Origin of the sequence: Bradyrhizobium sp. JR4.1, from assembly GCF_040548605.1 — a bacterium.
In the GTDB taxonomy this organism is placed as follows: domain Bacteria; phylum Pseudomonadota; class Alphaproteobacteria; order Rhizobiales; family Xanthobacteraceae; genus Bradyrhizobium; species Bradyrhizobium canariense.
Genome location: NZ_JBEPRY010000002.1, coordinates 350,066 through 373,969, shown reverse-complemented (window position 1 = coordinate 373,969; position 23,904 = coordinate 350,066). Strand labels below are relative to the sequence as shown.

Sequence of the window (23,904 nt, the reverse complement as noted above, 5' to 3'; positions counted from 1 at the left end):
TGAGAGTGATGATGATGACATCAGCCAAATCCATCTCGCGCTCGGCGCCGTCGTCAGGGCCGGCCACCACCATCGCATCTTCGCTGCTGACCGTGCAGACGCCGGGGTGCGGCTTCAGCGACCTCACCGCCGAGGCGGCGCGGTTCATCGCCGACGTTCATGCGCGGGACGGCGTGCTCACGCTGTTCATCCGTCACACCTCGGCGTCTCTGACAATCCAGGAGAATGCCGACCCGTCGGTGCTGGTCGACCTCACTACGGTGCTGGCGCGGCTCGCGCCCGACGATGAAGATGCGGGCTGGACTCACGACACCGAAGGGCCGGACGACATGCCGGCGCATATCAAAACCATGCTGACGGGGACGTCGCTCCAGGTGCCGGTGCTGAACGGCAGGCTGGCGCTTGGCACCTGGCAGGCGATCTATCTGATCGAGCATCGCGCCCGCCCGCATCGGCGCGAGGTGGTGCTGCAATTCCTCGGCAGCAATCAGTAGCGCGTTTTCGAGCGAAGTGGCTGCCGGTTCGCGTCAAGAAAACGCGTCAAAACAAAGAATCCGGAGTTCAAAACAAAACCGGCCGCGGAGACCGCGGCCGGTTGGTGTTGATCTCGATCTGCGTCGATCAGGTCGACTTGATGTCGACGTCCTTGGTCTCCGGCAGGAAGAACAAGCCGATCACGACGGTAATCGACGCGAAGATGACCGGATACCAGAGGCCCGCATAGATATCGCCCGTCGAGGCCACGATGGCGAAGGCGGTCGCCGGCAGCAGGCCGCCGAACCAGCCGTTGCCGATATGGTAGGGCAGCGACATCGAGGTGTAGCGGATGCGGGTCGGGAACAGTTCGACCAGCATCGCGGCGATCGGGCCGTACACCATGGTGACGAAGATCACCAGGACGAACAGCAGTCCGACAACCGCCGCCACCTGCGGACGGAAGATGTCGAACGGATGCGCCATCTTCACGATGCCCGCATCGCCGGCCTTCGGATATCCGGCTGCCTGCACGGCGGCGAGGACTGCCGGATTGCCGTCCTTGGCGTTGGCGTAGGCAACTTCCTTGCCGTTGACCATCACCTTCACGCCGGAGCCGGCCGGACCTGGCGTGGTCGAGTACTTGACCGATGATTGCGACAGGTAGGCACGCGCGGTGTCGCAAGGCGAGGTGAAGACGCGGGTGCCGACCGGGTTGAACAGGTCGCCGCAACCTGCGGGATCCGCCACGACGTCGACCTTGACCGACTCGATCGCCTTTTCCAGCGCCGGGTTGGCGTTGGTGGTGATCATCTTGAAGATCGGGAAGAAGGTCAGCGCCGCGATCAGACAGCCGCCGAGGATGATCGGCTTGCGGCCGATCCTGTCGGAGAGCATGCCGAACACGATGAAGAAGCCGGTCCCGAGCAGGAGCGACCAGGCGATCAGCAGGTTGGCGGTGTAGCCGTCGACCTTGAGGATCGATTGCAGGAAGAACAGCGCGTAGAACTGGCCGGTGTACCAGACCACGCCCTGGCCCATCACGCCGCCAAGCAGCGCCAGCAGCACGAGCTTGCCGTTCTGCCAGTTGCCGAAGGCTTCCGTCAGCGGGGCCTTCGAGCTCTTCCCCTCGTCCTTCATCTTCTGGAAGATAGGGGATTCGTTGAGGCGGAGCCGGATCCAGACCGAGACGCCGAGCAGCAGCACGGAGACGAGGAACGGAATGCGCCAGCCCCATGCCGCGAAGTCGGGTTCGCCGAGCGCGGAGCGCGTGAACAGGATCACCAGCAGCGACAGGAACAGGCCGAGCGTCGCCGTGGTCTGGATGAAGGAGGTGTAGTAGCCGCGCTTGCCGTTCGGAGCATGCTCCGCGACGTAGGTCGCCGCACCGCCATACTCACCGCCGAGCGCCAGGCCCTGGGCGAGACGCAGCGCGATCAGGATGATCGGGGCCGCGATGCCGATGGTCGCCGCATTGGGCAGCAGGCCGACGATGAAGGTCGACAGACCCATGATCAGGATGGTGACGAGGAAGGTGTATTTGCGGCCGACGATGTCGCCGACACGGCCGAACACGATTGCGCCGAACGGGCGCACCAGGAAGCCCGCCGCGAAGGCCAGCAGCGCGAAGATGTCGCGGGTTGCCGGCGGATAGGCCGAGAAGAACTGCGCACCGATGATGCTAGCCAGCGAACCGTAGAGATAGAAATCGTACCACTCGAAGACGGTACCGAGCGAGGAGGCGAGAATGACGAACCGTTCGTCCTTCGTCATCCCTCCCGCGCCTGCTTGAGACACAGCCAATGTCGACATGTTGAGTCGCTCCCCGAAAAATCGTTTCCTCGCGCCCTGGATGTCCGGTCATGCCGGATCAACCCAAGCCTTGCCCCCAAGGTAACATTGGCGTGAAACCCGCCCCAATACGACTTTCGGCCTTTCGCACTGACGCTCGCCTGACGCCGCGGCCGTTCCATCCGGCAACATAGTGCCGGCTTGTGGATTAACCCCGTTGCCGCAAAGGGATAATGTCCACTTGCATGCCACGGCTGGTCGGGAAACAATTGACCAAGGCCCTGCGCCGGCCTACTGGCCCGGTGCGATTGCCAGCAAGAGAACGATGAACGCTCCCTCGACCCATCTCGTCATTGCCGATGACCATCCATTGTTCCGCGCCGCGCTGCGGCAGGCAGTGGCGGGCGTCCTGAGCTCGGCCAGGATCGACGAGGCTGGATCGTTCGAGGATCTGACCAAACTTTTGGAACAGACCTCCGACGTCGACCTGATCCTGCTCGACCTCTCGATGCCCGGGATCTCCGGCTTTTCCGGCCTGATCTATCTGCGCGCACAATATCCGGCCATTCCGGTGGTGATCGTCTCGGCGTCCGACGACAGCGCCACCATCCGCCGCTCGCTCGATTTCGGCGCCTCCGGTTTCATTCCGAAGCGATTCGGCGTCGAGACCTTGCGCGACGCCATCCTCAAGGTGATGGAGGGCGACGTCTGGGTTCCCGCCGACACCGATCTGTCGGCGGTCGCCGATCCCGACATGACGCGCCTGCGCGACCGGCTGGTGACGCTGACGCCGCAGCAGGTCCGGGTTCTGATGATGCTGTCGGAGGGGTTGCTCAACAAGCAGATCGCTTATGAGCTCGGCGTCTCCGAGGCCACCATCAAGGCGCATGTCTCGGCGATCCTGCAAAAGCTCGGCGTCGAAAGCCGGACCCAAGCCGTGATCGCTGCCGCGAAAATTGCCGGCGGCCAGTGGAAGCAGGGTACCCCGACGGGGTGAGCCTGGAAGAGGGCCTCTCGCAGCCTGTAGCCCGGATGAGCGAAGCGACATCCGGGACCGCTAGTGCGGCTAGCTAGCGAACCCCGGATATCGCTTCGCTCATCCGGGCTACGGGACCGCGCCTGTGTCGCTCCTCTGTCAATCGTTGGCCGCAAAAATATTCCACTTTACCGAAATTCGGTTTTAGCGTATGTGTCGCTCATCCCGGCTCATCCTTGAGGGGCGATCTTGTGGTCGTCACGTTCGCGAGCCGGGCTTGCGGTGGACGCGGCAGCGTTCGGGTGCGAGTGGCCAAGGGCAGGGCGGATTGCTCTCCGTGAGCCCAAGGCTTCGTTCCGACGAGCGGCGCTGCTAGGCTTCGTCTCGTCTGTAAGTTTCCGGCTCTGTCGACAGGGCTGGAAAAACTGCGGCGAAATGGCGAACCGTGCGTACGGCAAAACCGTGTGGTCCTGGCCGTCGTTGCTACGGTCAAGCCCTGGCGAATGCGGCATCCGCGTCAACCGGCGCGGTGCCGGTGAATTTCACGAAGGCGAGGGAGGCCAAAGAGAACTCGGCTCCCGGGAGAGCACGGCATAAGCCGTCCAACCATCGCGCAGGGAAGGCCGAGTGATTGGCACCACCTGTATGCTGCTGTGCGGTTTCATTGCGCTACATTTTCGCGCAGCGGACCGCGGGTGCGAGGTCAGCACCCGGCCTTCCCTGCGCCCTCTTGGACAAGAGGGTGGAGTGACGAAGCAAAGCTCGGGCGAAACACGCCGCGAGGACGCGAAGGTGTGTCTGCAAGTTGAATCTGCATTGGAGGATGACGATGCTGCCCCTTGCTCCGTCATTGCGAGCGCAGCGAAGCAATCCACTGTCTTTCCGCAGAGGGATTCTGGACTGCTACTCCGCTCTCGTGCCCCGGACGCAGCGCAGCGTCCCTTCGACGATGCGCTGCAGAGCCGGGGCCCATCTCGCCGCACTGTATCATGTCACTGCTGGGTCCCGGTTCTGCGCAGCAACGCAAGAGCGTTGCAGCGCGCCCAGGACACGAGCTGCACCGAGTCCGCGTCACAATGTTTGCAACAACTTGTCGGCGGCCCGGATATCGGCTGTCTCTGAGCCCTGGGCGAAGCCTTCATACGCCAATTGAAGCCATCGCTTCGCTTCCTCGCGCCGGCCGCGTTCGGCAAGGAGCCCCGCGAGATCGATCGCGGCCCGCAGCTCCCAGGCTTTGGCGCCTTTGCGACGACTCAATTCCAGTGATTGGACGAAGTGGGCTTCTGCCTGATCAGCGTCGGGCTGGGGCCTCGCCAAGAGAACCCTTCCCTTCATGCGCAGCAGCTCGGGCATGTACAGATGATCGCCGCTTTGCTCGACGAGGCGGATCGCATCGTCGATCAGGCCCGCACTCCGCTCGATCTGCCCAAGCGCCATCAAGCCCTGAACAAGCGCGATGTTGAACGTCGTGGTGAGCAGCTCGTAGCCGGCATCGTGGAGCTCACGCAGACACGTCCCGATCGTCTCGACGCCTTCGGCGGCATGGCCGCGCCGGATCGCCAGTTCGCCTTTGACGCCGCGGCCGACCGCAAGATAGGGGCCCATGGAGCGCGATTCGGCATGGGCGATGAAGCGGTCGATGTTCTCTTCCGCGGCCTCGAGGTCTCCGCTCCAGAGATCGATCGAGACCGCCCAGATCAACGCAATGCAGAGCGTGATCGGATGGTCCATCTGCGCGGCCTCGACGACCGTCTGTCGGGCCAGTTGCAGCGCATCCGCGGGGCGGCCCTGCAACCAGAACTCGCGCGCGAGCGAGATGCCGGCCCGGTTGCGGTGATCGAAGCCATAGACGGTGCTGATCCGTTCCGTGCCCGGCCCATGCCAGGCGGCCTCCAGCATCGTCAGCGCGTCGCGGTGCTCGCCGGCAAGATGCAAGGAGACACCGAGGAGCGAATGGGCGAGGGCGAGGGAGGCGGCATCGGCGAGTGTCCCGGCGACCGTAAGGCTTTGCTGCGCATAGCCGAGCGCGGCGTCGAACTGTCCCATCCGCTCGTGGAAAATATGCATGCGCCCGAGCAGTTGGAGCTGGTTCGGCGCGTCGCCGCGCGCCTCGGCGATCGCAAGGCTCCGGCTCAAGGCGGCGCGCGCCGCTTCGCTGCCGCCGCGCGTGAACATCAAGGTCAGTCCGAGCGCGCCCTGGATATGCATTTCCTCGGCGCAGCCGCGCGAGGACGGATCGATCGCAAGCAGCGCCCGTTCAGACCAGCGCCGGCACTCGACCAGCAGGGACATGGCCAGAAAGATGGGAGCGGCTGCAGCGGCGAGTGCAACGCCGATGCTGGCATCGCCGTCCGTGCCAAAACACCAGTCCAGCGCCGCGCGCACGTTGTGAAGCGCGGAAAAGTGGATCGCGCGCTCGTCGGCGCTCGGCACCGTGGCCCACGTCGTGCCGGCCTGCTCCAGCCATTGCCGGTAATAGGTCGCGTGCCGGGCGGCGAGCGCCGCGTCATCAGGCTCGATCTCGAGCAGATAGGCGCGCGTCGTGTCGAGCAGACGGTAACGCATCATGGCGCCGACCGGCCGCGCCGCGACCATCGACTTGGCCACCAGGCCGTCGATGGCGTCGAACAGGCGGGAGCGGTCGACACGTTCGTCCGGCACGATCTCGAGTGCGGCGTCGATGGTGAAGTGACCGGCGAAAACCGCGAGCCTGCGAAGCACGAGGCGTTCGATGTCGGACAAGAGCCCGTAGCTCCATGCCAGCGTCGCCTGCAACGTCTTCTGTCGCGGCGGCGCCGTGCGCTGGCCCTGCCAGAGCAGATTGAGGCGCTCGTCGAGCAGTGCTGCGGTCTGCTCCAGGCCGTAGGCTTCGACGCGGCCGGCGGCGAGTTCGATCGCCAGCGCCATGCCGTCGAGCTTGCGGCAGATCCCGGCGACGATCGCGGCATTGACATCGTCGAGCGCGATCTGCGCGCCGCCGGCCGTGGCACGTTCGAGGAAGAGTTGAAGCGCGGGATAAGTCTGCGCCGCGGCCGCCGTCAGCCCAGGATTGTCGGGCGGAACGGCGAGCGGCGCCAAGCGATAGACCTGCTCGCCCTCGACCCGCAGGGCTTCGCGGCTCGTCGCCAGGATATGGACATGCGGTGCGGCGTGGAAGATGTCGGCGGCCAGCGGCGCCGCCGTGGCGATGACGTGCTCGCAATTGTCGAGGATCAGCAGCATCCGCTTGTCCCTGAGATGGGCGAGCAGCGCAGGCAGAGGATCCTCGGTTTGCGCCGGCAAGCCCAGCATCAGCAGGATCGAGGTGATCACGAGATCGGGATCGCTCAGCGCGGCAAGATCGACGAAATGTGCGGCGTCGGAAAATGTCGCGAGCAGATCGTGAGCAATCGCAACCGCAACGGCGGTCTTGCCGACACCGCCCGGGCCGGCGATCGTGACGAAGCGCGAGGCGACGAGCCTGTCGGAGACGGCGGCGACCGCATCGTCGCGCCCCACCATCCGTTGCAGCCGGTTCGGCAGTTTGACGGGCGGCAATTCCGTTTGCGCGGCGGTGCGCCGCTCTGCCGGGATATTCACCTGCGAGATTGGCGCCACGAAGCAATAGCCGCGGCCGGAGAGTGTGGTGATGTAGCGGGCACCGTCCTTGCCCTCGCCAAGGGCCTTACGAAGCGCCGCGACGTGAAAGCGGAGATTGGCGTCCTCGACCGTCATGCCGGGCCACACCAGCGCCATCAGATCATACTTGCTGACGACCTGGTTCGGCCGCGACATCAGTGCGAGCAGCGTGTCGAAGGCCTTTGCGCCGAGCGGCAGCGCGACGCCGTCGCGCGTCACAAGTCTTTCATTTGGCGTCACGGTGAATGGCCCAAACGAGAGGGTTCCCGTTGCGGTGCCGGCCGGCTCGGTCATGGCGGAATCCTGATCCCTTCGAGCGGATCGGATAGCCAGATGATCGCAATCCGGCAAGGCCGTCCGCCGCCGCGATCAGACCGCGAATGCAGGCCCTTTGAGGAGCGCGAACCGAGACCTCACAACTTCTCACAAGTCCCAACGGGTGTGTCGCGGCAGCCGCTGCTATTCAGTTGTGCGACGGCAAGGAGACCTTCATGACCCAGGCGGCAAAGTTGCTTTACACGTCCCGGACCCACACCAGCGGCGGGCGACAGGACGGGATATCGCGCAGTTCCGACGGCCGCCTGGATGTCAAGCTGTCGCCGCCGGGCGGCACCGGCATCGGTACCAATCCCGAGCAATTGTTCGCGGCCGCCTGGTCGGCCTGCTTCGAGGGCGCGATGGAGATCGCGGCCCGCAAGCGGAAGATCGAGCTCCCCAGGAAATGCGCGATCGATGCGGAGATCGACCTGGTGCTCGACGAGGGCGCTTATTCCCTCAGGGCACGCCTCGATGTCAGCCTGCCCGGCCTCGATCGCGAGATCGCGCGCGGGATCGTCGATGAGGCGCATCAGACCTGTCCCTATTCCAAGGCCGTCCGCGGCAACATCGACGTCACGGTCGCGCTGATCTGACGGCACCACCTCCAACCATCAACAAGGTAGCACCATCATGAAACAGATCATCGATCAGCACCGCCGCCAGTTTTTCGGCATCGCCGCTGGAACCGTCGCCACCGGCCTCGGCGTGATCGGCCTCGCCCACGCCGAATCGAAAGCGCCGCGCTCTTCCGCGACGAACGCGTCGTTCGGCGCGATCAAGCAGATTGATGCCGGCGTCCTCAACGTCGGCTACGCGGAGGCCGGTCCTGCGGACGGTCCCGTCGCGATCCTGCTGCACGGCTGGCCCTACGACATTCACGCCTTCGTCGACGTCGCGCCGATCCTGGCAAAGGCCGGCTATCGCGTCATCATTCCCTATCTCCGTGGTTACGGCACGACGCACTTCCTCTCCGCCGAGACGCCGCGCAACGGCGAGCCGGCAGCAATGGCCGCCGATATCATCGCGCTGATGGACAAGCTCGACATCAAGAAAGCGGTGGTCGCCGGCTTCGATTGGGGCGCGCGCACCGCCGACATCATCGCCGCGCTGTGGCCGGAGCGCTGCCGCGCGCTGGTGTCGGTCAGCGGCTATCTGATCTCCAGCCAGGCCGCGGGCAACGCGCCGCTGCCGCCGTCGGCCGAGCTGCAATGGTGGTACCAGTTCTATTTCGCGACCGAGCGCGGCCGCGCCGGATACGAGAAGTACACGCATGATTTCGCAAAACTGATCTGGAAGCTGGCCTCGCCGCAGTGGAAGTTCGACGACGCCACTTTCGACCGCAGCGCGGCGGCGCTGGACAACAAGGATCACGTCGCGATCACGATCCACAATTACCGCTGGCGGCTCGGGCTCGCCCAGGGCGAAGCGAAATACGAGGCGCTCGAAAAGAAACTTGCGGCAGCTCCGGTGATCGGCGTCCCAACCATCACGATGGAAGGCGACGCCAACGGCGCGCCGCATCCCGATCCAAGCGCCTATGCCAAGAAGTTCTCGGGCCGCTACGAATTTCGCCTGATCACCGGCGGCGTCGGCCACAATCTGCCGCAGGAAGCGCCACAAGCGTTTGCCAAGGCCGTCATCGATGCCGACGGCGGTGCTTGATGATTTTGGCCGCACCTCGGTCCGGCAAGGGGCCGGAAAGGCCGGGCCGAGGCCTGACATGCGATCGCAGTTCAATGAAGCGTCAGCGAAAATGAAATCCGGAAAGTCAAGAATTCCATCCTCTACGGCGATGATCGTGTTGGCCGTGCTCCTCCTCGTCGTTGTCCTGACCTGCGTGCCGTATCTGGTCACGATCGCGTTCGCGCACGGGCAGGCCGATGCCTCGCCGATCTTCGGCGTCACTGTCCCGGAAGGCTACAAGCAGTGGGAGCTGATCGCGCCGGCCGAGGAGGCGGCTCCCCTGGACGAGCTGCGTGCCGTCGTCGGCAACAGGACCGCGATCGATGCTTATCAAGACAACAAGCTTCCGTTCCCGGACGGCACAATTCTGGTCAAGCGGGCCTGGAAGCGGAAGCAATCGCCCGAATTTGCGTCCGCGACGATTCCCGGTGAGGCCACCACCGTCCAGGTGATGGTGAAGGATTCCAGAAAATATGCCTCGACCGGCGGCTGGGGATTTGGTCGCTTCGTCAACGGCAAGCCGGTCGACGAGGCCCAGCATCGCACCTGCTTCGCCTGCCACGAAGCTCGTGTGAAGAGCCGCGACTACGTGTTTACGAGGCTTGCACCTTGAGTGCGGAAGTTCACTCCGCCGCCACCATCTGCTGCGTGCGCCACTGGCCGAGCAGGGCGCGCAGCGAAGCCGGCTTGACCGGCTTGTTGAGCACCGCGACCTTTTCGTCGCGCGCAGCCATTTGCACGGCGGGGCTGCGGTCGGCGGTGATCAGGATCGCGGGGATGCCGTCACCGAAGCGGCGGCGGATGTCGCGGATCGCCGCGATGCCGTTGCCGCGGTCGAGGTGGTAATCGACCAGCAGGCCGGTCACGCGGCGGCCGGCAGTTTCGATCGCGGCGATCGCGCCCTCGGGATCGGCGACCGCGATCACTTCGGCGTCCCAGGCCTTCAGCAGCGTGCGCATGCCGTCGAGGATCGCGGCGTCGTTCTCGATGCAGACGATCAGGGTCCCCGAGATCGAGGTGCGTGCGAGCGGCGTCGCACTGGTCACGGCCGCGGTGTGGGTGATCGCCTTTGCCGTCGGCACCGTCACGGAAAATACCGAGCCGCCGCCGACATTGGAATCGATGGCGATGTCGTGCTTGAGCACGCGTGCCAACCGCTCGACGATCGACAGGCCCAGGCCGAGGCCGCGGGCAATTCGCGCGCCCTGCTCGAGGCGGTGGAATTCCTTGAAGATCTCGCCGCGCTTGACCGCCGGGATGCCGACGCCGGTGTCGTAGACGCAGATCTTCAGCGTGGCGCCGCGGCGGCGGCAGCCGACCAGCACGCGCCCGCGCGGGGTATATTTGATGGCGTTGGAGATCAGGTTCTGCAGCAGCCGCCGCAGCAGGAGACGATCCGACTCCACCGGCAGCGAGCACGGCACGAAGACGAGCGCCAGATTCTTGGCGCGCGCGATCGGCGCGAACTCGATCTCCAGCGAGCGCATCAGGTCGGCCATCTTGAAGCTCGAGATCGAGGTCGTCATCGCGCCGGCGTCGAGCCTGGAGATGTCGAGCAGCGCGCCGAGGATCTCCTCGATCGCCTGGAGCGATTCGTCGATGTTCTCGACCAGTCGCGTCTCCTCGCCGCTGTGCTGACGCTCGACCAGACTCGTGACATAGAGCCGCGCCGCGTTCAGCGGCTGGAGAATGTCGTGGCTGGCGGCGGCGAGAAAGCGCGTCTTGGAGATGCTGGCGTCTTCGGCCGCGCTCTTGGCCAGCGCCAGCTCGGAATTCAGCCGGGTCAGCTCCTCGGTGCGGTCGCGCACCCGCTTTTCCAGCGTCGCATTGGCGCGCTCGAGCGCTTCGGCCGCCTCGAACGTGGGCGTGACGTCGGTGAAGGTAATGACGAAGCCGCCGCCGGGCATGCGGTTGGTCAAGATCTCGATCACCATGTGGCGGTCGGGCAGGCGCTCGAGATAAGGCTCGCCGTCGGTGGTGTAAGCCAGCAGCCGGCGCTCCAGCATGGCCTCGCGCTCGATCGGATCGGTCGGCTCGCTCACGCCCATGAATTCCAGGATTTCACGCAAGGGCGTGCCGAACTGGATGAAATGCGGGGGAACATTGAGGAGATCGCCGAACTGCCGGTTGGAGCAGATCAGTTGCAGATCGGCATCGAACACCGCGATGCCCTGGCGCACATGGTTGAGCGCGGTCTGGAGGATCTCGCGGTTGAAATGCAGCGCCGCATGGGAATCGTCGAGCAACTTGAGCGCAGCCTTCGCCGACACCGTCCGTTTGCGCAACAGCAGCGACATCACCAGACGCGAGGAGGCTGCGCCGATCGAGGAGGCGATCAGGTGCTCGGCGTGCTGCAGCAGCTCGAAATCGGCAGGCGCCCCGGACTCCAGCCGCACATTGCGCCGCGCGGAGAATGCCTCGAACGAATGCCGCGCGCGGTCAGGCCCGAGATATTGCGCCACCGTGGTCTGGATGTCCTGCACCGTGACGGTGGTGCGCCAGCGCCGGAAATTCGGGGAAATCGGCGCGAGCGTGTTGGGGACGAACAGATCGGCCTGGACCAGCTCGATCGAAGACGGCCGGCGCGCCAGCGACAGCAGCACATACGTGAGGATGTTGAGCGACAGCGACCAGACGACGCCATGCATCAGCGGCGGCAAATCGGCGCCGAACAGCGCCTGCGGCCGCAGCGCCTCGATCCCGAACGGGCCGTGCTGGAGCAGCAGGATCCCCGCCGTCGAAGTATCCATGAAGCTCGGGATGAACAGCGTGTAGAGCCACACCGCGAAGCCGACCAGCATGCCGCCGATCGCGCCGCGCGCGGTCGCGCGCCGCCACAGCAGTCCGCCGAAGAAGCTTGGTGCAAGCTGGGCGATGGCGGCAAAAGACAGCAGGCCGATCGCCGCGAGCTGAGTGTTGCCGAGCGCGCGGTAGTAGAAATAGGCCATCACCATGATGGCGAAGATCGCGAGCCGGCGCGAACGCAACAGGAAGTCGCTGAAATCGGCGCCGCCGGTGCGCCCCTCGGGTCGTCGTTGCAGCACCAGGGGCACCACGAGGTCGTTCGAAACCATGATGGAGAGCGCGACGCATTCGACGATCACCATCGCGGTCGCCGCCGACAGGCCACCGACGAAGACGGCGACGCTGAGCAGATCCGCGCCGCCCTCCATCGGCAGCGCCAGCACGTACATATCAGGATCGGCCGCGCCGAACGGGAAGCTGACGAGACCGGCGAACGCGATCGGGATCACGAACAGATTGATGGCGATAAGATAGAGCGGAAACAGCCAACGCGCGCGGCCGACCTCGGCATCCGAGGAATTCTCGACGACGCTGACGTGGAACTGGCGCGGCAGTAGCATGATCGCGCAGAGCGACAGCAGCGTCATGGTCAGGAAGTTGCCGATCGACGGCGAATAGTTGATGACGCGCACCGCCTCCGGTGTCTTCATCGCGCGCTCGATCAGTTCGTGCGGCGAGAACATCCAGAACGTGACGAAGATGCCCGCGGCGAGGAAGGCGACCAGCTTGATGATGGATTCGGTTGCGACCGCCAGCATCAGGCCGTGCTGGTGCTCGGTGGCGTCCGTCTGCCGCGTGCCGAACAGCACCGCGAAGGCCGCCATCGCCAGCGTCACCATCAGCGCCACGTCGCCGACGATCGGGATGTGGGAGAAGGCCTGGTCTTCGCTCAGGATGGTTTCGAGCGAGGAGGCCACCGCCTTGAGCTGCAGCGCGATGTAGGGCACCGAGCCGATGATCGCGATCAGTGCGACAGTTGCCGCCACTGCCTGGCTCTTGCCATAGCGCGCGCCGATGAAGTCGGCGATCGAGGTGATGTTGTGGGCCTTCGCGAGCTGGATCACACGGCGGAGGACACCGGCGCCGAGCCCGATCATCAGGACCGGGCCGACATAGATCGCGAGGAAGTCGGTGGAGGTGCGGGTGGCGAAGCCGACCGAGCCGAAGAAGGTCCAGGAGGTGCAGTAGATCGCCAGCGACAGCGGATAGATCAGCCCCGAGGCGCGGCCCCGCCCGGCCCGCGAGCGGCGGTCGCCATGGCTCGCCACCAGGAACAGAAAGCCGATATAGCCGAAGGCGGCGGCGATCACGCCCCAATCGTGCAGCATGGCGAGCGTGCTTCTCCCGGGGGCGCGCTGGCCGCGCCCGATCTCATTTTCCCTGTAAATCTAGCGCGTTGGGCGGGTGGAGGCGACAGCGAAATGCCGCGCGGGCGCGGGAACCGGGGTTGTCGTTAAGCGGTGCGCTGCCCCAAAGCTGCGCTGCCTCGGGCTCACCGAGAGAGTCCCCGCGCGGTACCCCCCTCCCTGACCCTCCCCCACAAGGGGGGAGGGAACGGAGAGAGCGTCCGCGTCGCAAGAATTCGAGACCGACCGTTACGCTGTGCGGCTACCCGATGTAAGGAGCCGCAACTCTCTCGCTCCCTCCCCCCTTGTGGGGGAGGGTGGGGAGGGGGGTAGCTCCGGGGACGGTGAAACTTAGATCGAAGAGAAGGCGAAGAAGCCTACTCCGCCGCCAGCGACTTCTCGCGCAGCGGCAGATCCAGGCGGTCCCACACCTGCAGCAGGGCTTCGGCGAGCTGATCGATCAGGCCATCGTCGTGATAGGGCGAGGGCGTGATGCGCAGGCGCTCGGAGCCCTTGGCGACCGTCGGATAGTTGATCGGCTGGATGTAGATGCCGTGCTGTTCGAGCAGGAGGTCGGAAGCCTGCTTGCACTTCTCGGCATCGCCGATGAACAGCGGGACGATGTGGGTGTCGCTCGACATCACCGGCAGGCCGGCGGCGTTGAGGATCGCCTTGACCCGGGCGGCGCGGTCCTGGTGACGCTCGCGCTCCCAGCTTGAGGTCTTCAGGTGCTTGATCGCGGCGGTCGCGGCCGAGCAGATCGCCGGCGGCAGCGCGGTGGTGAAGATGAAGCCCGGCGCATAGGAACGCACGGCGTCGATGATCTGGCCGTTGGCGGCGATGTAGCCGCCGAGGCAGCCGAACGCCTTGGCGAGCGTGCCTTCGAGAATGTCGATGCGATGCATCACGCCGTCGCGCTCGGCGATGCCGCCGCCGCGCGAACCGTACATGCCGACGGCGTGGACCTCATCGACATAGGTCATCGCGCCGTACTTCTCGGCGAGGTCGCAGATCTTGGCGAGCGGGGCGATGTCGCCGTCCATCGAGTAAAGGCTCTCGCAGGCGATCAGCTTGGGCCGGCTCGGGCCTGCAGCCTGCAACAGCGCTTCGAGATCGGCGAGGTCGTTGTGGCGGAACACGACCCGCTCGCAGCCGGACTGGCGGATGCCTTCGATCATCGAATTGTGGTTGAGCTCGTCGGACAGGATCAGGCAGTTCGGAATGAGCTTTGCGATGGTCGCGATGCCGGTCTGGTTCGAGACGTAGCCGGACGTGAAGAGCAGCGAGGCTTCCTTGCCGTGGAGATCGGCGAGCTCGGCCTCGAGCTGCACCAGCGGATGATGCGTGCCGGCGATGTTGCGGGTGCCGCCGGCGCCGGTGCCGACGCGAGTTGCGGTCTCGACCATCGCGCCCACCACTTTCGGGTGCTGGCCCATGCCGAGATAATCGTTGGAGCACCAGATCACGACGTCGCGCTTGCCCTTGGGCGAGTGCCAGAGCGCATGCGGGAACCGGCCGGCGATGCGCTCGAGATCGGCGAACACGCGGTAGCGCCGCTCGGTGTGGAGACGATCAAGGGCGGAATTGAAGAACTGGGCGTAATCCATCGTCAAACCTGCAGCGGAACCGACCAAAGACCCGCATATCCTTAGAGCTTTTCCAGCTCCAATGTCTATGCGCTATCCCACATTTGGACCTGCGGGGCATTTGGGCAAAATGCCCTATCGTGCGATTTGAAACTTGATCCGGATCAAGTTCGCGCGAGATGCAATGTTGCTCTGCACCATTGTGCCCAGGCTAATTGCGCGCCCCGATCGCCTGATGGGCGTGCGCGGCGGACTTGCGCACATGTCCGTCGTCATCGTTCAGCAGCAGGGTCAGCGCGGGTAGGACGTCCGGATCGCCGAAAGTCTCGGCGATCTCGCAGGCCCACAATCGATGCCGCGGAAGCTCATCCCTGGAAAAAGCATCGAACAGCAGCCGCCAATTGCCCGCGGCGGCGCCTCGCCGTAAGGTCCGCGCGGCTTCCTTCCGAACTCCGATTTCCGGATCGCGCCTGTAGAGATCAAAGGTCGAATGGAAATCCGCCTCATGCCAGATTTCCGCAAGGGCGCGAAGCGCGCACTCCCGCGTCGATGCTTCGGGCGCCCTCAGAAGGGGCAGCACGAGATCATGAGCTTCGGCAAGCTTCCATTGCTCGACGATGCCGCAGGCGGTGCGCCTGACGTAATCTGACGTGTCGGAAAACGCAGCGGCAATAATTGTGCGGAGTTCATGCCCCCGCTTGTGTTGTCCGATGACTTCGATTGCGGTTCGCCGCACAAAGGCGTCGCTCGCCGTTGACAGTGTCCGAAGCTCGCCCAGGGCTTCGTCGTCGTCCCGTGCTAGCAGATTGCGGATGGCCTCATGGGTCATCGGCGGCCCTGCAACTCAGGTCGTCCTGAACTGAAGCACGCCGTCCTTCGTCTCGGCCGTCAGCCGGCCTTCCACGATCATGTAGTTGACGTGGGCGACCAGTTCGCCGGCGGCGAAACCCATCTGGTGTTCGTCCAGCACGTGCTTGTTGAACACCACGGGCACCAATGCGCGCGAGGTCTGCGGCACCTCGCGGCAGGCTTCCGCGATCAGGCGGCAGCGCTCCTCGTGGTGATCGGCGAGCTGCTTGATGCGGGTCTTCAGCCCGTAGAACGGCACGCCGTGGCCGGGCAGCACCAGCACGTCATAGGGGAGAGTCGTGGTGAGGCTGGCGAGCGAGGCCAGATATTCGCCGAGCGAGTTCTGGTCGGGTTCGACCGCCCACACGCTGACGTTCGGCGAGATCTTGCTCAGGACCTGGTCGGCCGAGAGGAACAGCTTGTCGTCGGCGCAATACAGCATCACTTGGTCGAGCGCGTGACCGCCGCCGGTGATCACCTTGAAGCGGCGCGTGCCGATCACGACGTCCTCGCCATGCGAGATGCGGCGGTAGGACGGCGGCAACACCGAGACGCGCTTGAGATAATCCTGGCCGCGGCCGAGCAGCTTTTCGGTGAGCGACTCGTCCATGCCGTGGCGGCGGAAGAACAGCCGTTGCGCCTCCTGCCGCTCCTCGGTGCCGCGGTTCTGGTGATAGACCGATTGCAGATATTCGACCTGCGACATCACCAGCGGGCAGTTGAACCGCTCGACGATCCACCCGGCCAGACCGACATGATCGGGATGGGAATGGGTCACGATCAGGCGCGTGATGTTGACGCCCTTCAGCGGTCCGTCGAACAGCTTCGTCCAGGCTTCGATCGTCTCCTCGTTGCCGAAGCCGGCATCGATCATGGCATAGCCGTCGCCGTCGGCGAGCAGGTAGATGTTCACATGGTTGAGGCGGAACGGCAGCTTCAGCCGCGCCCACAACACGCCGGGCTTCACCTCGACGACCTGTTCGGGGCCGGGATGCTGTTCCCAAGGATAGCGCAGGGCGTCGGCGGAGGACTGCACGGTGTCGGTCTTTGCGTTCATGCTACCGGCTTAAACCCGCCGCCCCCGCCGCGCCAGCCGAAAAAGGGCGCTGGCGGGGCCCGCATAGCGGTCATTCCGGGTTACGGAACGGCGCCTACGCCGCCCGCATGTTGTTGAGAAACGCGTCGATCTCTCCGCGCAGCATGTCGGCCTCGCGGCGGAGCGCGTCGGAGGCGCCGAGCACTTCGTTCGCCGCTGCACCGGCTTCCGCCGAAGCCGTGGAGACGCCGACGATGTTGCTGGAGACCTCGCTGGTGCCGCCGGCCGCATGCTGGATGTTGCGGGCGATCTCGCGTGTCGCCGCGCCCTGTTCCTCGACCGCGGCGGCGATCGTCGTGGTGACGTCGTTGATCTCGCCGATGATCCGGCCGATGCCCTGGATGGCGCCGACCGCCGAAGTCGTCACTGACTGCATGCTGGCGATCTGGCTGCGGATCTCCTCCGTCGCTTTCGCAGTCTGGCTCGCGAGGCTCTTCACCTCGGAGGCGACCACCGCGAAGCCGCGGCCGGCTTCGCCCGCGCGCGCCGCCTCGATGGTGGCGTTGAGCGCCAGCAGATTGGTCTGCGAGGCGATGGTCTGGATCAGGTCGACCACGACGCTGATGCGGCTCGCGCTATCGGCGAGGCTCTGCACAGTGGCGTCGGTCGCGCCGGCTTCGTCGACCGCCTTCCTGGCAATCGCGGCCGAGGTCACGACCTGCTTGCTGATCTCCTCGATCGAGGACGAGAGCTGCTCGGTGCCTGACGATACGGTCTGCACGTTGACCGAGGTCTCTTCGGCTGCGGAGGCAACCGCGTTCACCAGCGCGTTGGACTGGTCTGCCGTGTTCGACATGCTCTGCGCGGTCGATTGCATCGAATTGGCCGACTGCGCGAGATTGTCGAGTGCGGAGCGGACCGCGCCCTCGAAGTCTGCAATCTTCGCCTCCATCTGCGCCGCACGCTCGGCCTTGGCGACGCGGTCCCTGTCCTGCTCGCTCGCAAGCGCCCGGGCTTCGATCATGCTGTCGCGGAACACTGTCAGCGTTTCCTTCATCGCGCCGATCTCGTCGTTCTGCCGGGAGCGGACGATCTCGGTGTCGAGGTCGCCGGCCGAGAGCAACTGCATGGCGCGTTGAAGCTCGCGAATGCGGCGCAGGATGTTGCGCCCGACATAGAGCCAGACGAACAGCGCCGAGCCGACCAGCGTTAGAGCGCCGAGTGCCAGCATCGCGGTGGTCGCGAGCGAGATCTCCTGCCGCGCCTGGAAGGTCGATGCGTTGGTCTCCTTCTGCACGCCCTCGACGAGTTGCTGCACGCTGATGCCGAGGCCGACATTGAGCTTGCGGGTCTCGTCCAGGATGGTCTGGCCGTAGTCGATGGCGTCGAGCTCCTTCTGGCGGATCTTGAACACGCCGGCTTTGCCCTCGCCGAAGGCGAACAGCTTTTGCACGGTGTCGCGCACCGCTTGCGTCGAGGCCATGTTCGGCAGGTCCTCGAGATTCGACTTGACGCGGTCGCGTGTCGCCTTGAACTCCTTCTCGATCGCCTCCAGCGTGTCGCTGTTGTTGGCCGACAGCGCCGCCATCATGTCGGCGGCCATCAGATTGCCGTTGGCGGAGATGGTCGCAACCTGGGAGACGGTGCGGGCGGCTTCGGTAGCATCGTCGGCGGACACTTCCGCCGCGCCGAGGATCGCGTTCAGGCGCGTTTGCGCATCCAGCATGGCAGGACCGGCCGCACCGACGAAGGTGAGCTGCGCCTTGCGGAGTGCTTCATATTGCTTGTCATGCAGCGCGCCGGTATCGAGCCGCTCGCGCGCGGCCGACACCAGGCTCTGGGTCGCCTCGTCGATGCTCTTGGCGGTGTCGCGCAACGCGGTTGCGATCTGCTTGTCGGCGCCGAGCTCGATGATCTCGCCGAGCTTGGCCATGGCGAGCTGCTGGATCTCCTGCACCTTTTTGGTGCGTTCGTTCAGCGCCTCGTCGGACGGCGACGCCAGGAGGCCCGGCCCTTGTGCCGCGAGCGTTGCGCTTTGCGATGCGAGTTGAAGGCTGGCGGACAGGCGCGGGATGTCGCGGCCGCTCAGGTCTATCATGGTGCTGCCGAGATGGTTGAAGACGAAGCCGGCGCCGGCTGCAATCACGAGGCCCATGCCCGCGATCACCGCGAAGGCCGTGAACAGGCTGCCCCGCACGCCCCATGTCGGCATTTTGAAACGGGGCCGGATACGACCAAGCAAACGGCCAAGGCCCAGACGGATCGCCATCGAAATTCCCCCACGCGTGATCTTTACGTTTTCGCCGCGGAGTATCCTCGGGTCAGGTTAAAAAATCGCAAGTTGCTCAATCGGTTGCGCGTTCCGCACAGCGAAAAAAAGAAGGGCCGGCAACGATGCCGGCCCTTCATCATGATAAGGTTTTGATAACCGTTCAGTAGCGCGCGACCGCCGAGTTGGCCCAGTTGAAGCGGTAGTTGACGCCCGCCTTGATGGTGTGGTCGTCGGTGGTGAAGTTGCCGGTGCCCGCCAGCGGACCACCGGTGAAGTGCGCGTCGCCGAAATTGTAGTACTGGTACTCGGCCTTGGCCGACCAGTTCGGGGCGAACATGTATTCGAGGCCGGCGCCGACGGTGTAGCCGTTGCGGTGATCGCCCGTGATGACGAAGGCCGCCGGCACGCCGCCGACAGTGACCTTCTCGTTGTTGTCGGAGTAGGCGTAGCCGCCCTTCACATAGAGCAGGCCCGGACCCCAGGTGTAGCCGACGCGGCCGGTGATCGAGCCGAGACCGCGCTGGTCGTTGGTGTAGGCGACGCCGCCCGGGAACACCGCGCCGACGCTGCCGGAGAGCCAGGAATACTGGCCTTCGACGCCGACGACGAAGTTCGGGTTGAACTGCCAGTCCGCACCAGCCTGCACGCCGCCGAGGAAACGGCCGTTGCCGTTATTGCCGGTGGAGAGGCCGCTGAAATTGTTGTCGCTGGAGAACGCGCCGCCGACATGGCCACCGATGTAGAAGCCGGTCCAGTTGTAGATCGGCGCGGCATAAGCGGGCGCGGGCGCCTTATAGTAATTGCGGTTACCGAGATCGGCACCGACTGCCGGCGCAGCAGCGCCCAGCACGAGCAGCGCAACGGTCGCAAACAGAATCTTCTTCATCGTCCAAACTCCAACACTTAGGTCCCCGGCAGGCGCGCTTTCCGCGCCGTCGTTGATTTTGCAGATAGCTCGCTTTTGACGAAAATGCTGTCACATCCGTGGCACAGCGGCAGCCAACCTAACGTATTGGGCCGTAAATGATTTTCGTGCTTAATGTCGGCTTAAGAAGTGGTGAAGGAAGGCTTAACTCGGCGCTGTCAGTGTAACTTGCGCGCGCATCTCATTAACCAAGACGGCGCCGCGCCTCATCGCGCATCTGTTCGCGGAATGCAGCGCGCTTTGCGGGCCGGTCTTCCTCGCGCACGTCATGACGATCGAAGACGTCGAACTTCTCCAGGATCGGGTAGCGCTCGCTCGCCATCGCGAGCACGCGCAGCACCTTGGTCGCGGACGGTGTCGGGCCGCTGACTTCCCAGCGCCGGATGGTGTCGGCGCCGCCCTTCTCCGGCAATCCGCAAAGCCGGGCCATGTCGGCCGCGGTGAGCTTGCGTTCGAGGACGTCCGAGAGATCGTTGCGGAGTTGCTTCAGTTCGGGACCGGTCATATCGCCTCAATACGCGAAGTCGATGAGGTGAATGCACTAGAGCATTATCGGTTCTGATTGAATCAGAACCGAAGCTCTAGATCCTTGTTTCGACGCGTTTTCTTCACGCGAACCGGCATCCACTTCGCTCGAAAACGCTTTAGCGCTGATTCGGGTCCATCCGAAGGCGAGGCGCGGTAGCGGGCGGGCGTGCTAGTCTCGCGCCCGCCGGGCTCAGCAAAGGAAAGAATAGTCGCATGCCCGTGTTCAAGCTGCCTCTGTCGGGGGACGTCGTGCAGTCCATCAACCCGATCACGTCGTTCTTCAGCCCGGCCGGCGGCCAGTTCGGTCTCGTGAACATCACGGTGGGCCAATCCTCGGCGCCCGATGTCGAGAAGGACCTACTGTCGGATGTCGGCAGTTACGGCAAGCAGATCGGCCAGGTCGCGGATGCGCTGCTCGTGGTCATTGAGCATCTGGAAGCGCTCGGTGACAGCGCATTCGGCGATGACAAGGCAATCGCGGCCTTCAAGGAACTGATGCACTCGGTCGCGACCGTCAAGGAGCGCCACAACCGCAAGGCCTGTCGTCCGCGGCGGCGCTGATCATGCCGTGCGACCGCGCTCCGGCACCTTCGTGTGCGCACGGAGTTATGAACGGAGTGCTATGGAATTCTTCCGAACAATGAACACTTGGCGTACGGGGTCTACGGCGACGAAAGGATCAGCGATGACAGGCATCAAATTCGCGATTGCCGCACTTATCACGGTTGGCCTAGCTACGGCCCCCTCCGTTGTCGAGGCGAAGAAGCACAGGTCCGCCAGACACTACAGCTCCGTTATGGCGGCCCCGAGTTATGGCAGCGTTGGAGGGTCGATGGCCGTGCCGTCGAGGGCTTACGGCAGCTCAGGACAGACGGTGGGGACGGTCACGGCGCCGTCGATCGGCACGTATAATTGGCCTTCCGTCGGCGTCACCAACTCGGTTCCGACCTGGAGCAATACCAACCCGCCGGTTCGATAGCACGCGAACGCTCTGGGCGAGAGCCGATGTCGATCAGCGCGGCCGGTCGCAAGGTGAAGATCGCAACGCCCCCAGAGGGGAGCATGCGCCCTCAGGCGCCCCGGCCGGCCTGTTGGCCGATCACGCAGCGCCATCCCGCGAGGCGCTCGGCCGGATGCTGGTTCATCCATTCGGCAAGCTGCGGCGCACCCATCAGGCACGATTGCATCGAGACGTCGGCGAAATCGGATGTGGTGACGGTCTGCTCATGACAGTTCGCTGGAGAGGCGAGGTTGCAGAGCACGGCGATGATCTTGATCACGCGAGGTTGCCTCCGTCGCTGCGACGCGCGGAGGCTCCGCTTGATCGTTCGCTCACCGGATCAGCCGTCGGGAAGATGCTGTCGTAGATCGCGCGCGCTTCCTGGATGAGGCGAATGCGCTCGCGCTCGGATTTCGAGACAAACTCAATAACCTGGCCCATGTCGTCTCCAATAGATTCTCAATCCATCATCACATGATGGAAATCATTTCATCCGGATGTGGGGTGTCGCCTTCGGCTTTGCAGCCGTGCGGGCGGTCACGAGGGATAAAAAGCCCGTGAGGATTCCGCTCCTGAGGGGGAGCGGGGTACCTTCAGCGATGCGCCGATCTCACGGCGCATCTGTTCGGCGGGGACCGCTTCGCAGCATCGTGATGAAGAGTTGAGCCCCGCGGGATGATGGCACTGCGGCACATTTTGTCGCGCGTGGAGTTGTAAGGTCACTCAGTGCACGGGTGCCTCGACGAACGGCATCGCGATTGAGAGACCGCGCCCGAAAGGATCAGCCATGACAAGAACGAAACGCTCCATTGCTGCACTTATCGCTCTCGGATTGGCTGCAGCGCCACTCGCCGTCAACGCACAAACGTCGGGGACGGGGACACCAAGCAGCACGAGCGGACGCTCCGGAGCACCAGTACAGCAAGGGACTATTGGAAGTTCCGGGCAGACCGTCGGGACCGTGACAGCGCCATCGGTCGGAACGTCCAACCAGCCCTCCGTCGGCGTAACAAACTCGGTCCCCACCTGGAACAACACGAATCCCCGACCGAAGTAGAAATCGCGATCGGCTGACTTACGCCGCCGGCGGGCGATCCTTGCGCCCCGGCACTGCCGCGAGCAGCTCGCGCGTATAGGCATGTTCGGGCGCGGCGAACAGCTGCGCGGTCGGCTTCAGTTCGACAATGGCGCCGCGCTGCATCACCGCAATGCGATCGCAGATTTGAGCAGCGACGCGCAGATCGTGGGTGATGAACAGCATCGACAGGCCAAGACGCGCCTTGAGGTCTTCAAGCAGTCTCAGCACTTGCGCCTGCACCGACACGTCGAGCGCGGAGACGGCTTCGTCGGCGACGATGATTTCGGGTTCGAGCGCGAGCGCGCGCGCGATGCCGATGCGCTGGCGTTGGCCGCCGGAGAATTCGTGCGGATAGCGTTCGAGTGCGCCGGCATCGAGGCCGACCATCTTGAGGAGATCGCGGGCGCGGTCGAACGCCACCTTCGGATCGGTGCCGGCCGCAATCGGGCCGTCGGCGATGATGTGGCCGACCTTGCGCCGCGGATTGAGCGAGGCGAACGGATCCTGAAAGATCATCTGGATGCGGTGGCGCTCGGCGCGCAGCGCCTTGCCCGCGAGCTTTGTGAGATCGGTCTCGCCGATCCGCACGGTGCCGCGATCGGCTTCGACCAGCCGCATCACAAGACGGGCCACCGACGATTTGCCGGAACCGGATTCGCCGACCAGGCCGAGCGTCTCGCCCTTGAGAATCGTGAAATTGACTTCGCGTGCGGCATCGACGCGACGGTCCTCGCGAAACCAGCCGCCCGAGGTGACGTAGGTCTTGTCCAGTCCGATCACCTCGACCGCTTTGGCCTGGTCGACGAGAGGGTTGCGGGCGGGCGGGTCCATCGTGGGCACGGCGGCGAGCAGCGCCTTGGTGTAGTCGTGCTGCGGCGCGTTGAAGACGGCCGAGGCGGGGCCTTCCTCGACCACCTTGCCGTGGCGCAACACGATGACCTGGTCGGCGATGTCGGCGACCACGCCGAAATCATGGGTGATGAACATCACCGCCATGTTGCGATTGCGCTGGAGGTTGCGGATCAGTTTCAGGATCTGCGCTTGCGTGGTGACGTCGAGCGCGGTGGTCGGCTCGTCCGCAACCAGCACCGCCGGTTCGAGCGCGAGCGCCATCGCGATCATGGCGCGTTGGCGCTGGCCGCCGGAGAGCTGGTGCGGATAGGCGCGCACGATGCGCTCGGGGTCGGGGAGGCCGACCTCGCGCGCCAGCGACAGCGCCTTGGCGCGCCGCTCCCTCGGCGTGAGCAGCCCGTGCGCCTCGAACATCTCCGCCATCTGATCGCCGATCCGCATCAACGGATTGAGCGCGGTCATCGGCTCCTGGAAGATCATCGCGAGCCGGCGGCCGCGCAGATCTCGCCAGCCGTCGTCGTCGAGTTTGAGCAGGTCGCGGCCTTCGAACTGGATCTCGCCGGAGGTGACGGTGACCGTGTCAGGCAACAGTCCCATCAGCGCATGCGCGCACATCGATTTGCCGGAGCCGGATTCGCCGACGACGCAGACGATCTTGCCGGGCCGCAGATCGAGCGAGACGCCGTCGACCGCGAACGGACGCTCGGCGCCCTTGGGCAACGCGATCCGCAAGTTCTTGATGGAGACGGCGGGCGGAGCGGTCATGA

20 protein-coding genes are annotated in these 23,904 nt (G+C 64.8%); 8 read left to right on the top strand and 12 right to left on the bottom strand.

Annotated features, from left to right (window positions below):
* Window positions 1-14 precede the first annotated feature (14 nt).
* A complete protein-coding gene (locus tag ABIB90_RS06970) occupies window positions 15-494 on the top strand; it encodes a secondary thiamine-phosphate synthase enzyme YjbQ (RefSeq protein ID WP_035995416.1) in 480 nt (159 codons plus the stop codon).
* Window positions 495-621: 127 nt separating this feature from the next.
* Here ABIB90_RS06970 and ABIB90_RS06965 read toward each other — a convergent pair whose 3' ends face one another.
* Window positions 622-2,247 (bottom strand): MFS transporter, encoded by a 1,626-nt coding sequence (locus tag ABIB90_RS06965; RefSeq protein WP_198288262.1) that lies wholly within the window; start codon window positions 2,245-2,247, stop codon window positions 622-624.
* Between the two features lie 343 nt (window positions 2,248-2,590).
* Here ABIB90_RS06965 and ABIB90_RS06960 point away from each other — a divergent pair, with 343 nt between their 5' ends.
* The gene (locus tag ABIB90_RS06960; protein WP_007599462.1) at window positions 2,591-3,262 is read left to right on the top strand and encodes a response regulator; all 672 of its coding nucleotides are present in this window, start codon (window positions 2,591-2,593) and stop codon (window positions 3,260-3,262) included.
* Window positions 3,263-4,312: 1,050 nt separating this feature from the next.
* Here the strand turns inward: ABIB90_RS06960 and ABIB90_RS06955 are convergent.
* Window positions 4,313-7,153, bottom strand: coding sequence for an ATP-binding protein (locus tag ABIB90_RS06955; protein ID WP_354200520.1), 2,841 nt, complete (start codon window positions 7,151-7,153; stop codon window positions 4,313-4,315).
* 197 nt (window positions 7,154-7,350) lie between these two features.
* Between ABIB90_RS06955 and ABIB90_RS06950 the strand changes: the two genes are divergently transcribed.
* The 3 genes from ABIB90_RS06950 to ABIB90_RS06940 all read left to right on the top strand — a co-directional run bounded on the left by ABIB90_RS06950 (window position 7,351) and on the right by ABIB90_RS06940 (window position 9,473).
* Window positions 7,351-7,770 carry an organic hydroperoxide resistance protein gene (locus tag ABIB90_RS06950; RefSeq protein WP_354200519.1) on the top strand — a complete coding sequence of 140 codons (420 nt, stop codon included), beginning with the start codon at window positions 7,351-7,353 and terminating at the stop codon, window positions 7,768-7,770.
* A 37-nt stretch (window positions 7,771-7,807) separates the two neighbouring features.
* On the top strand, window positions 7,808-8,839 hold the full coding sequence (locus ABIB90_RS06945) for an alpha/beta fold hydrolase (RefSeq protein WP_354200518.1): 1,032 nt from the start codon (window positions 7,808-7,810) through the stop codon (window positions 8,837-8,839).
* 130 nt (window positions 8,840-8,969) lie between these two features.
* Window positions 8,970-9,473, top strand: coding sequence for a cytochrome P460 family protein (locus ABIB90_RS06940; RefSeq protein WP_219681159.1), 504 nt, complete (start codon window positions 8,970-8,972; stop codon window positions 9,471-9,473).
* Window positions 9,474-9,483: 10 nt separating this feature from the next.
* Here the strand turns inward: ABIB90_RS06940 and ABIB90_RS06935 are convergent, their stop codons facing one another.
* The 7 genes from ABIB90_RS06935 to ABIB90_RS06905 form a co-directional block, all read right to left on the bottom strand.
* On the bottom strand, window positions 9,484-12,993 hold the full coding sequence (locus ABIB90_RS06935) for a PAS domain-containing hybrid sensor histidine kinase/response regulator (RefSeq protein ID WP_354200517.1): 3,510 nt from the start codon (window positions 12,991-12,993) through the stop codon (window positions 9,484-9,486).
* A gap of 395 nt (window positions 12,994-13,388) precedes the next feature.
* Complete coding sequence (gene hemA, locus ABIB90_RS06930; RefSeq protein WP_354200516.1) at window positions 13,389-14,618, bottom strand: 5-aminolevulinate synthase; 1,230 nt, start codon at window positions 14,616-14,618, stop codon at window positions 13,389-13,391.
* 190 nt (window positions 14,619-14,808) lie between these two features.
* Window positions 14,809-15,426, bottom strand: coding sequence for a HEAT repeat domain-containing protein (locus ABIB90_RS06925; RefSeq protein WP_354200515.1), 618 nt, complete (start codon window positions 15,424-15,426; stop codon window positions 14,809-14,811).
* Between the two features lie 15 nt (window positions 15,427-15,441).
* Window positions 15,442-16,503, bottom strand: coding sequence for an MBL fold metallo-hydrolase (locus tag ABIB90_RS06920; RefSeq protein WP_354200514.1), 1,062 nt, complete (start codon window positions 16,501-16,503; stop codon window positions 15,442-15,444).
* A gap of 94 nt (window positions 16,504-16,597) precedes the next feature.
* Entirely contained in the window at window positions 16,598-18,751 is a 2,154-nt protein-coding gene (locus tag ABIB90_RS06915) for a methyl-accepting chemotaxis protein (RefSeq protein ID WP_354200513.1), read from the bottom strand.
* 163 nt (window positions 18,752-18,914) lie between these two features.
* Window positions 18,915-19,640: an outer membrane protein gene (locus ABIB90_RS06910; protein WP_007599475.1), complete on the bottom strand. Its 726-nt coding sequence runs from the start codon at window positions 19,638-19,640 to the stop codon at window positions 18,915-18,917.
* Between the two features lie 223 nt (window positions 19,641-19,863).
* On the bottom strand, window positions 19,864-20,184 hold the full coding sequence (locus ABIB90_RS06905) for a hypothetical protein (protein ID WP_007599476.1): 321 nt from the start codon (window positions 20,182-20,184) through the stop codon (window positions 19,864-19,866).
* Between the two features lie 236 nt (window positions 20,185-20,420).
* Between ABIB90_RS06905 and ABIB90_RS06900 the strand changes: the two genes are divergently transcribed.
* On the top strand, window positions 20,421-20,768 hold the full coding sequence (locus ABIB90_RS06900; RefSeq protein ID WP_007599478.1) for a hypothetical protein: 348 nt from the start codon (window positions 20,421-20,423) through the stop codon (window positions 20,766-20,768).
* 124 nt (window positions 20,769-20,892) lie between these two features.
* Complete coding sequence (locus tag ABIB90_RS06895; RefSeq protein ID WP_007599485.1) at window positions 20,893-21,186, top strand: hypothetical protein; 294 nt, start codon at window positions 20,893-20,895, stop codon at window positions 21,184-21,186.
* 91 nt (window positions 21,187-21,277) lie between these two features.
* On the opposite strand, the gene ABIB90_RS06890 is transcribed toward ABIB90_RS06895, so the two are convergent.
* Window positions 21,278-21,487, bottom strand: coding sequence for a hypothetical protein (locus ABIB90_RS06890; protein ID WP_007599488.1), 210 nt, complete (start codon window positions 21,485-21,487; stop codon window positions 21,278-21,280).
* Entirely contained in the window at window positions 21,484-21,648 is a 165-nt protein-coding gene (locus ABIB90_RS06885; protein ID WP_354200512.1) for a hypothetical protein, read from the bottom strand. The genes ABIB90_RS06890 and ABIB90_RS06885 overlap by 4 nt, the downstream gene beginning before the upstream one ends.
* A 346-nt stretch (window positions 21,649-21,994) precedes the next feature.
* Between ABIB90_RS06885 and ABIB90_RS06880 the strand changes: the two genes are divergently transcribed.
* Window positions 21,995-22,264: a hypothetical protein gene (locus ABIB90_RS06880; RefSeq protein WP_246648674.1), complete on the top strand. Its 270-nt coding sequence runs from the start codon at window positions 21,995-21,997 to the stop codon at window positions 22,262-22,264.
* 18 nt (window positions 22,265-22,282) lie between these two features.
* On the opposite strand, the gene ABIB90_RS06875 is transcribed toward ABIB90_RS06880, so the two are convergent.
* On the bottom strand, window positions 22,283-23,902 hold the full coding sequence (locus ABIB90_RS06875; protein WP_354200511.1) for an ABC transporter ATP-binding protein: 1,620 nt from the start codon (window positions 23,900-23,902) through the stop codon (window positions 22,283-22,285).
* Window positions 23,903-23,904 lie beyond the last annotated feature (2 nt).

What these genes read in the sequence shown, in the direction of transcription:
- ABIB90_RS06965 (WP_198288262.1), bottom strand. Translation starts at nt 2,247, where the DNA reads ATGACGAAGGACGAACGGTTCGTCATTCTCGCCTCCTCGCTCGGTACC.
- ABIB90_RS06955 (WP_354200520.1), bottom strand. Translation starts at nt 7,153, where the DNA reads ATGACCGAGCCGGCCGGCACCGCAACGGGAACCCTCTCGTTTGGGCCA.
- ABIB90_RS06935 (WP_354200517.1), bottom strand. Translation starts at nt 12,993, where the DNA reads ATGCTGCACGATTGGGGCGTGATCGCCGCCGCCTTCGGCTATATCGGC.
- ABIB90_RS06885 (WP_354200512.1), bottom strand. Translation starts at nt 21,648, where the DNA reads ATGGGCCAGGTTATTGAGTTTGTCTCGAAATCCGAGCGCGAGCGCATT.
- ABIB90_RS06875 (WP_354200511.1), bottom strand. Translation starts at nt 23,902, where the DNA reads ATGACCGCTCCGCCCGCCGTCTCCATCAAGAACTTGCGGATCGCGTTG.
- ABIB90_RS06920 (WP_354200514.1), bottom strand. Translation starts at nt 16,503, where the DNA reads ATGAACGCAAAGACCGACACCGTGCAGTCCTCCGCCGACGCCCTGCGC.
- ABIB90_RS06910 (WP_007599475.1), bottom strand. Translation starts at nt 19,640, where the DNA reads ATGAAGAAGATTCTGTTTGCGACCGTTGCGCTGCTCGTGCTGGGCGCT.
- ABIB90_RS06950 (WP_354200519.1), top strand. Translation starts at nt 7,351, where the DNA reads ATGACCCAGGCGGCAAAGTTGCTTTACACGTCCCGGACCCACACCAGC.
- ABIB90_RS06880 (WP_246648674.1), top strand. Translation starts at nt 21,995, where the DNA reads ATGACAAGAACGAAACGCTCCATTGCTGCACTTATCGCTCTCGGATTG.
- ABIB90_RS06900 (WP_007599478.1), top strand. Translation starts at nt 20,421, where the DNA reads ATGCCCGTGTTCAAGCTGCCTCTGTCGGGGGACGTCGTGCAGTCCATC.
- ABIB90_RS06925 (WP_354200515.1), bottom strand. Translation starts at nt 15,426, where the DNA reads ATGACCCATGAGGCCATCCGCAATCTGCTAGCACGGGACGACGACGAA.
- ABIB90_RS06945 (WP_354200518.1), top strand. Translation starts at nt 7,808, where the DNA reads ATGAAACAGATCATCGATCAGCACCGCCGCCAGTTTTTCGGCATCGCC.
- ABIB90_RS06915 (WP_354200513.1), bottom strand. Translation starts at nt 18,751, where the DNA reads ATGGCGATCCGTCTGGGCCTTGGCCGTTTGCTTGGTCGTATCCGGCCC.
- ABIB90_RS06970 (WP_035995416.1), top strand. Translation starts at nt 15, where the DNA reads ATGACATCAGCCAAATCCATCTCGCGCTCGGCGCCGTCGTCAGGGCCG.
- ABIB90_RS06960 (WP_007599462.1), top strand. Translation starts at nt 2,591, where the DNA reads ATGAACGCTCCCTCGACCCATCTCGTCATTGCCGATGACCATCCATTG.
- ABIB90_RS06895 (WP_007599485.1), top strand. Translation starts at nt 20,893, where the DNA reads ATGACAGGCATCAAATTCGCGATTGCCGCACTTATCACGGTTGGCCTA.
- ABIB90_RS06940 (WP_219681159.1), top strand. Translation starts at nt 8,970, where the DNA reads ATGATCGTGTTGGCCGTGCTCCTCCTCGTCGTTGTCCTGACCTGCGTG.
- ABIB90_RS06905 (WP_007599476.1), bottom strand. Translation starts at nt 20,184, where the DNA reads ATGACCGGTCCCGAACTGAAGCAACTCCGCAACGATCTCTCGGACGTC.
- hemA (WP_354200516.1), bottom strand. Translation starts at nt 14,618, where the DNA reads ATGGATTACGCCCAGTTCTTCAATTCCGCCCTTGATCGTCTCCACACC.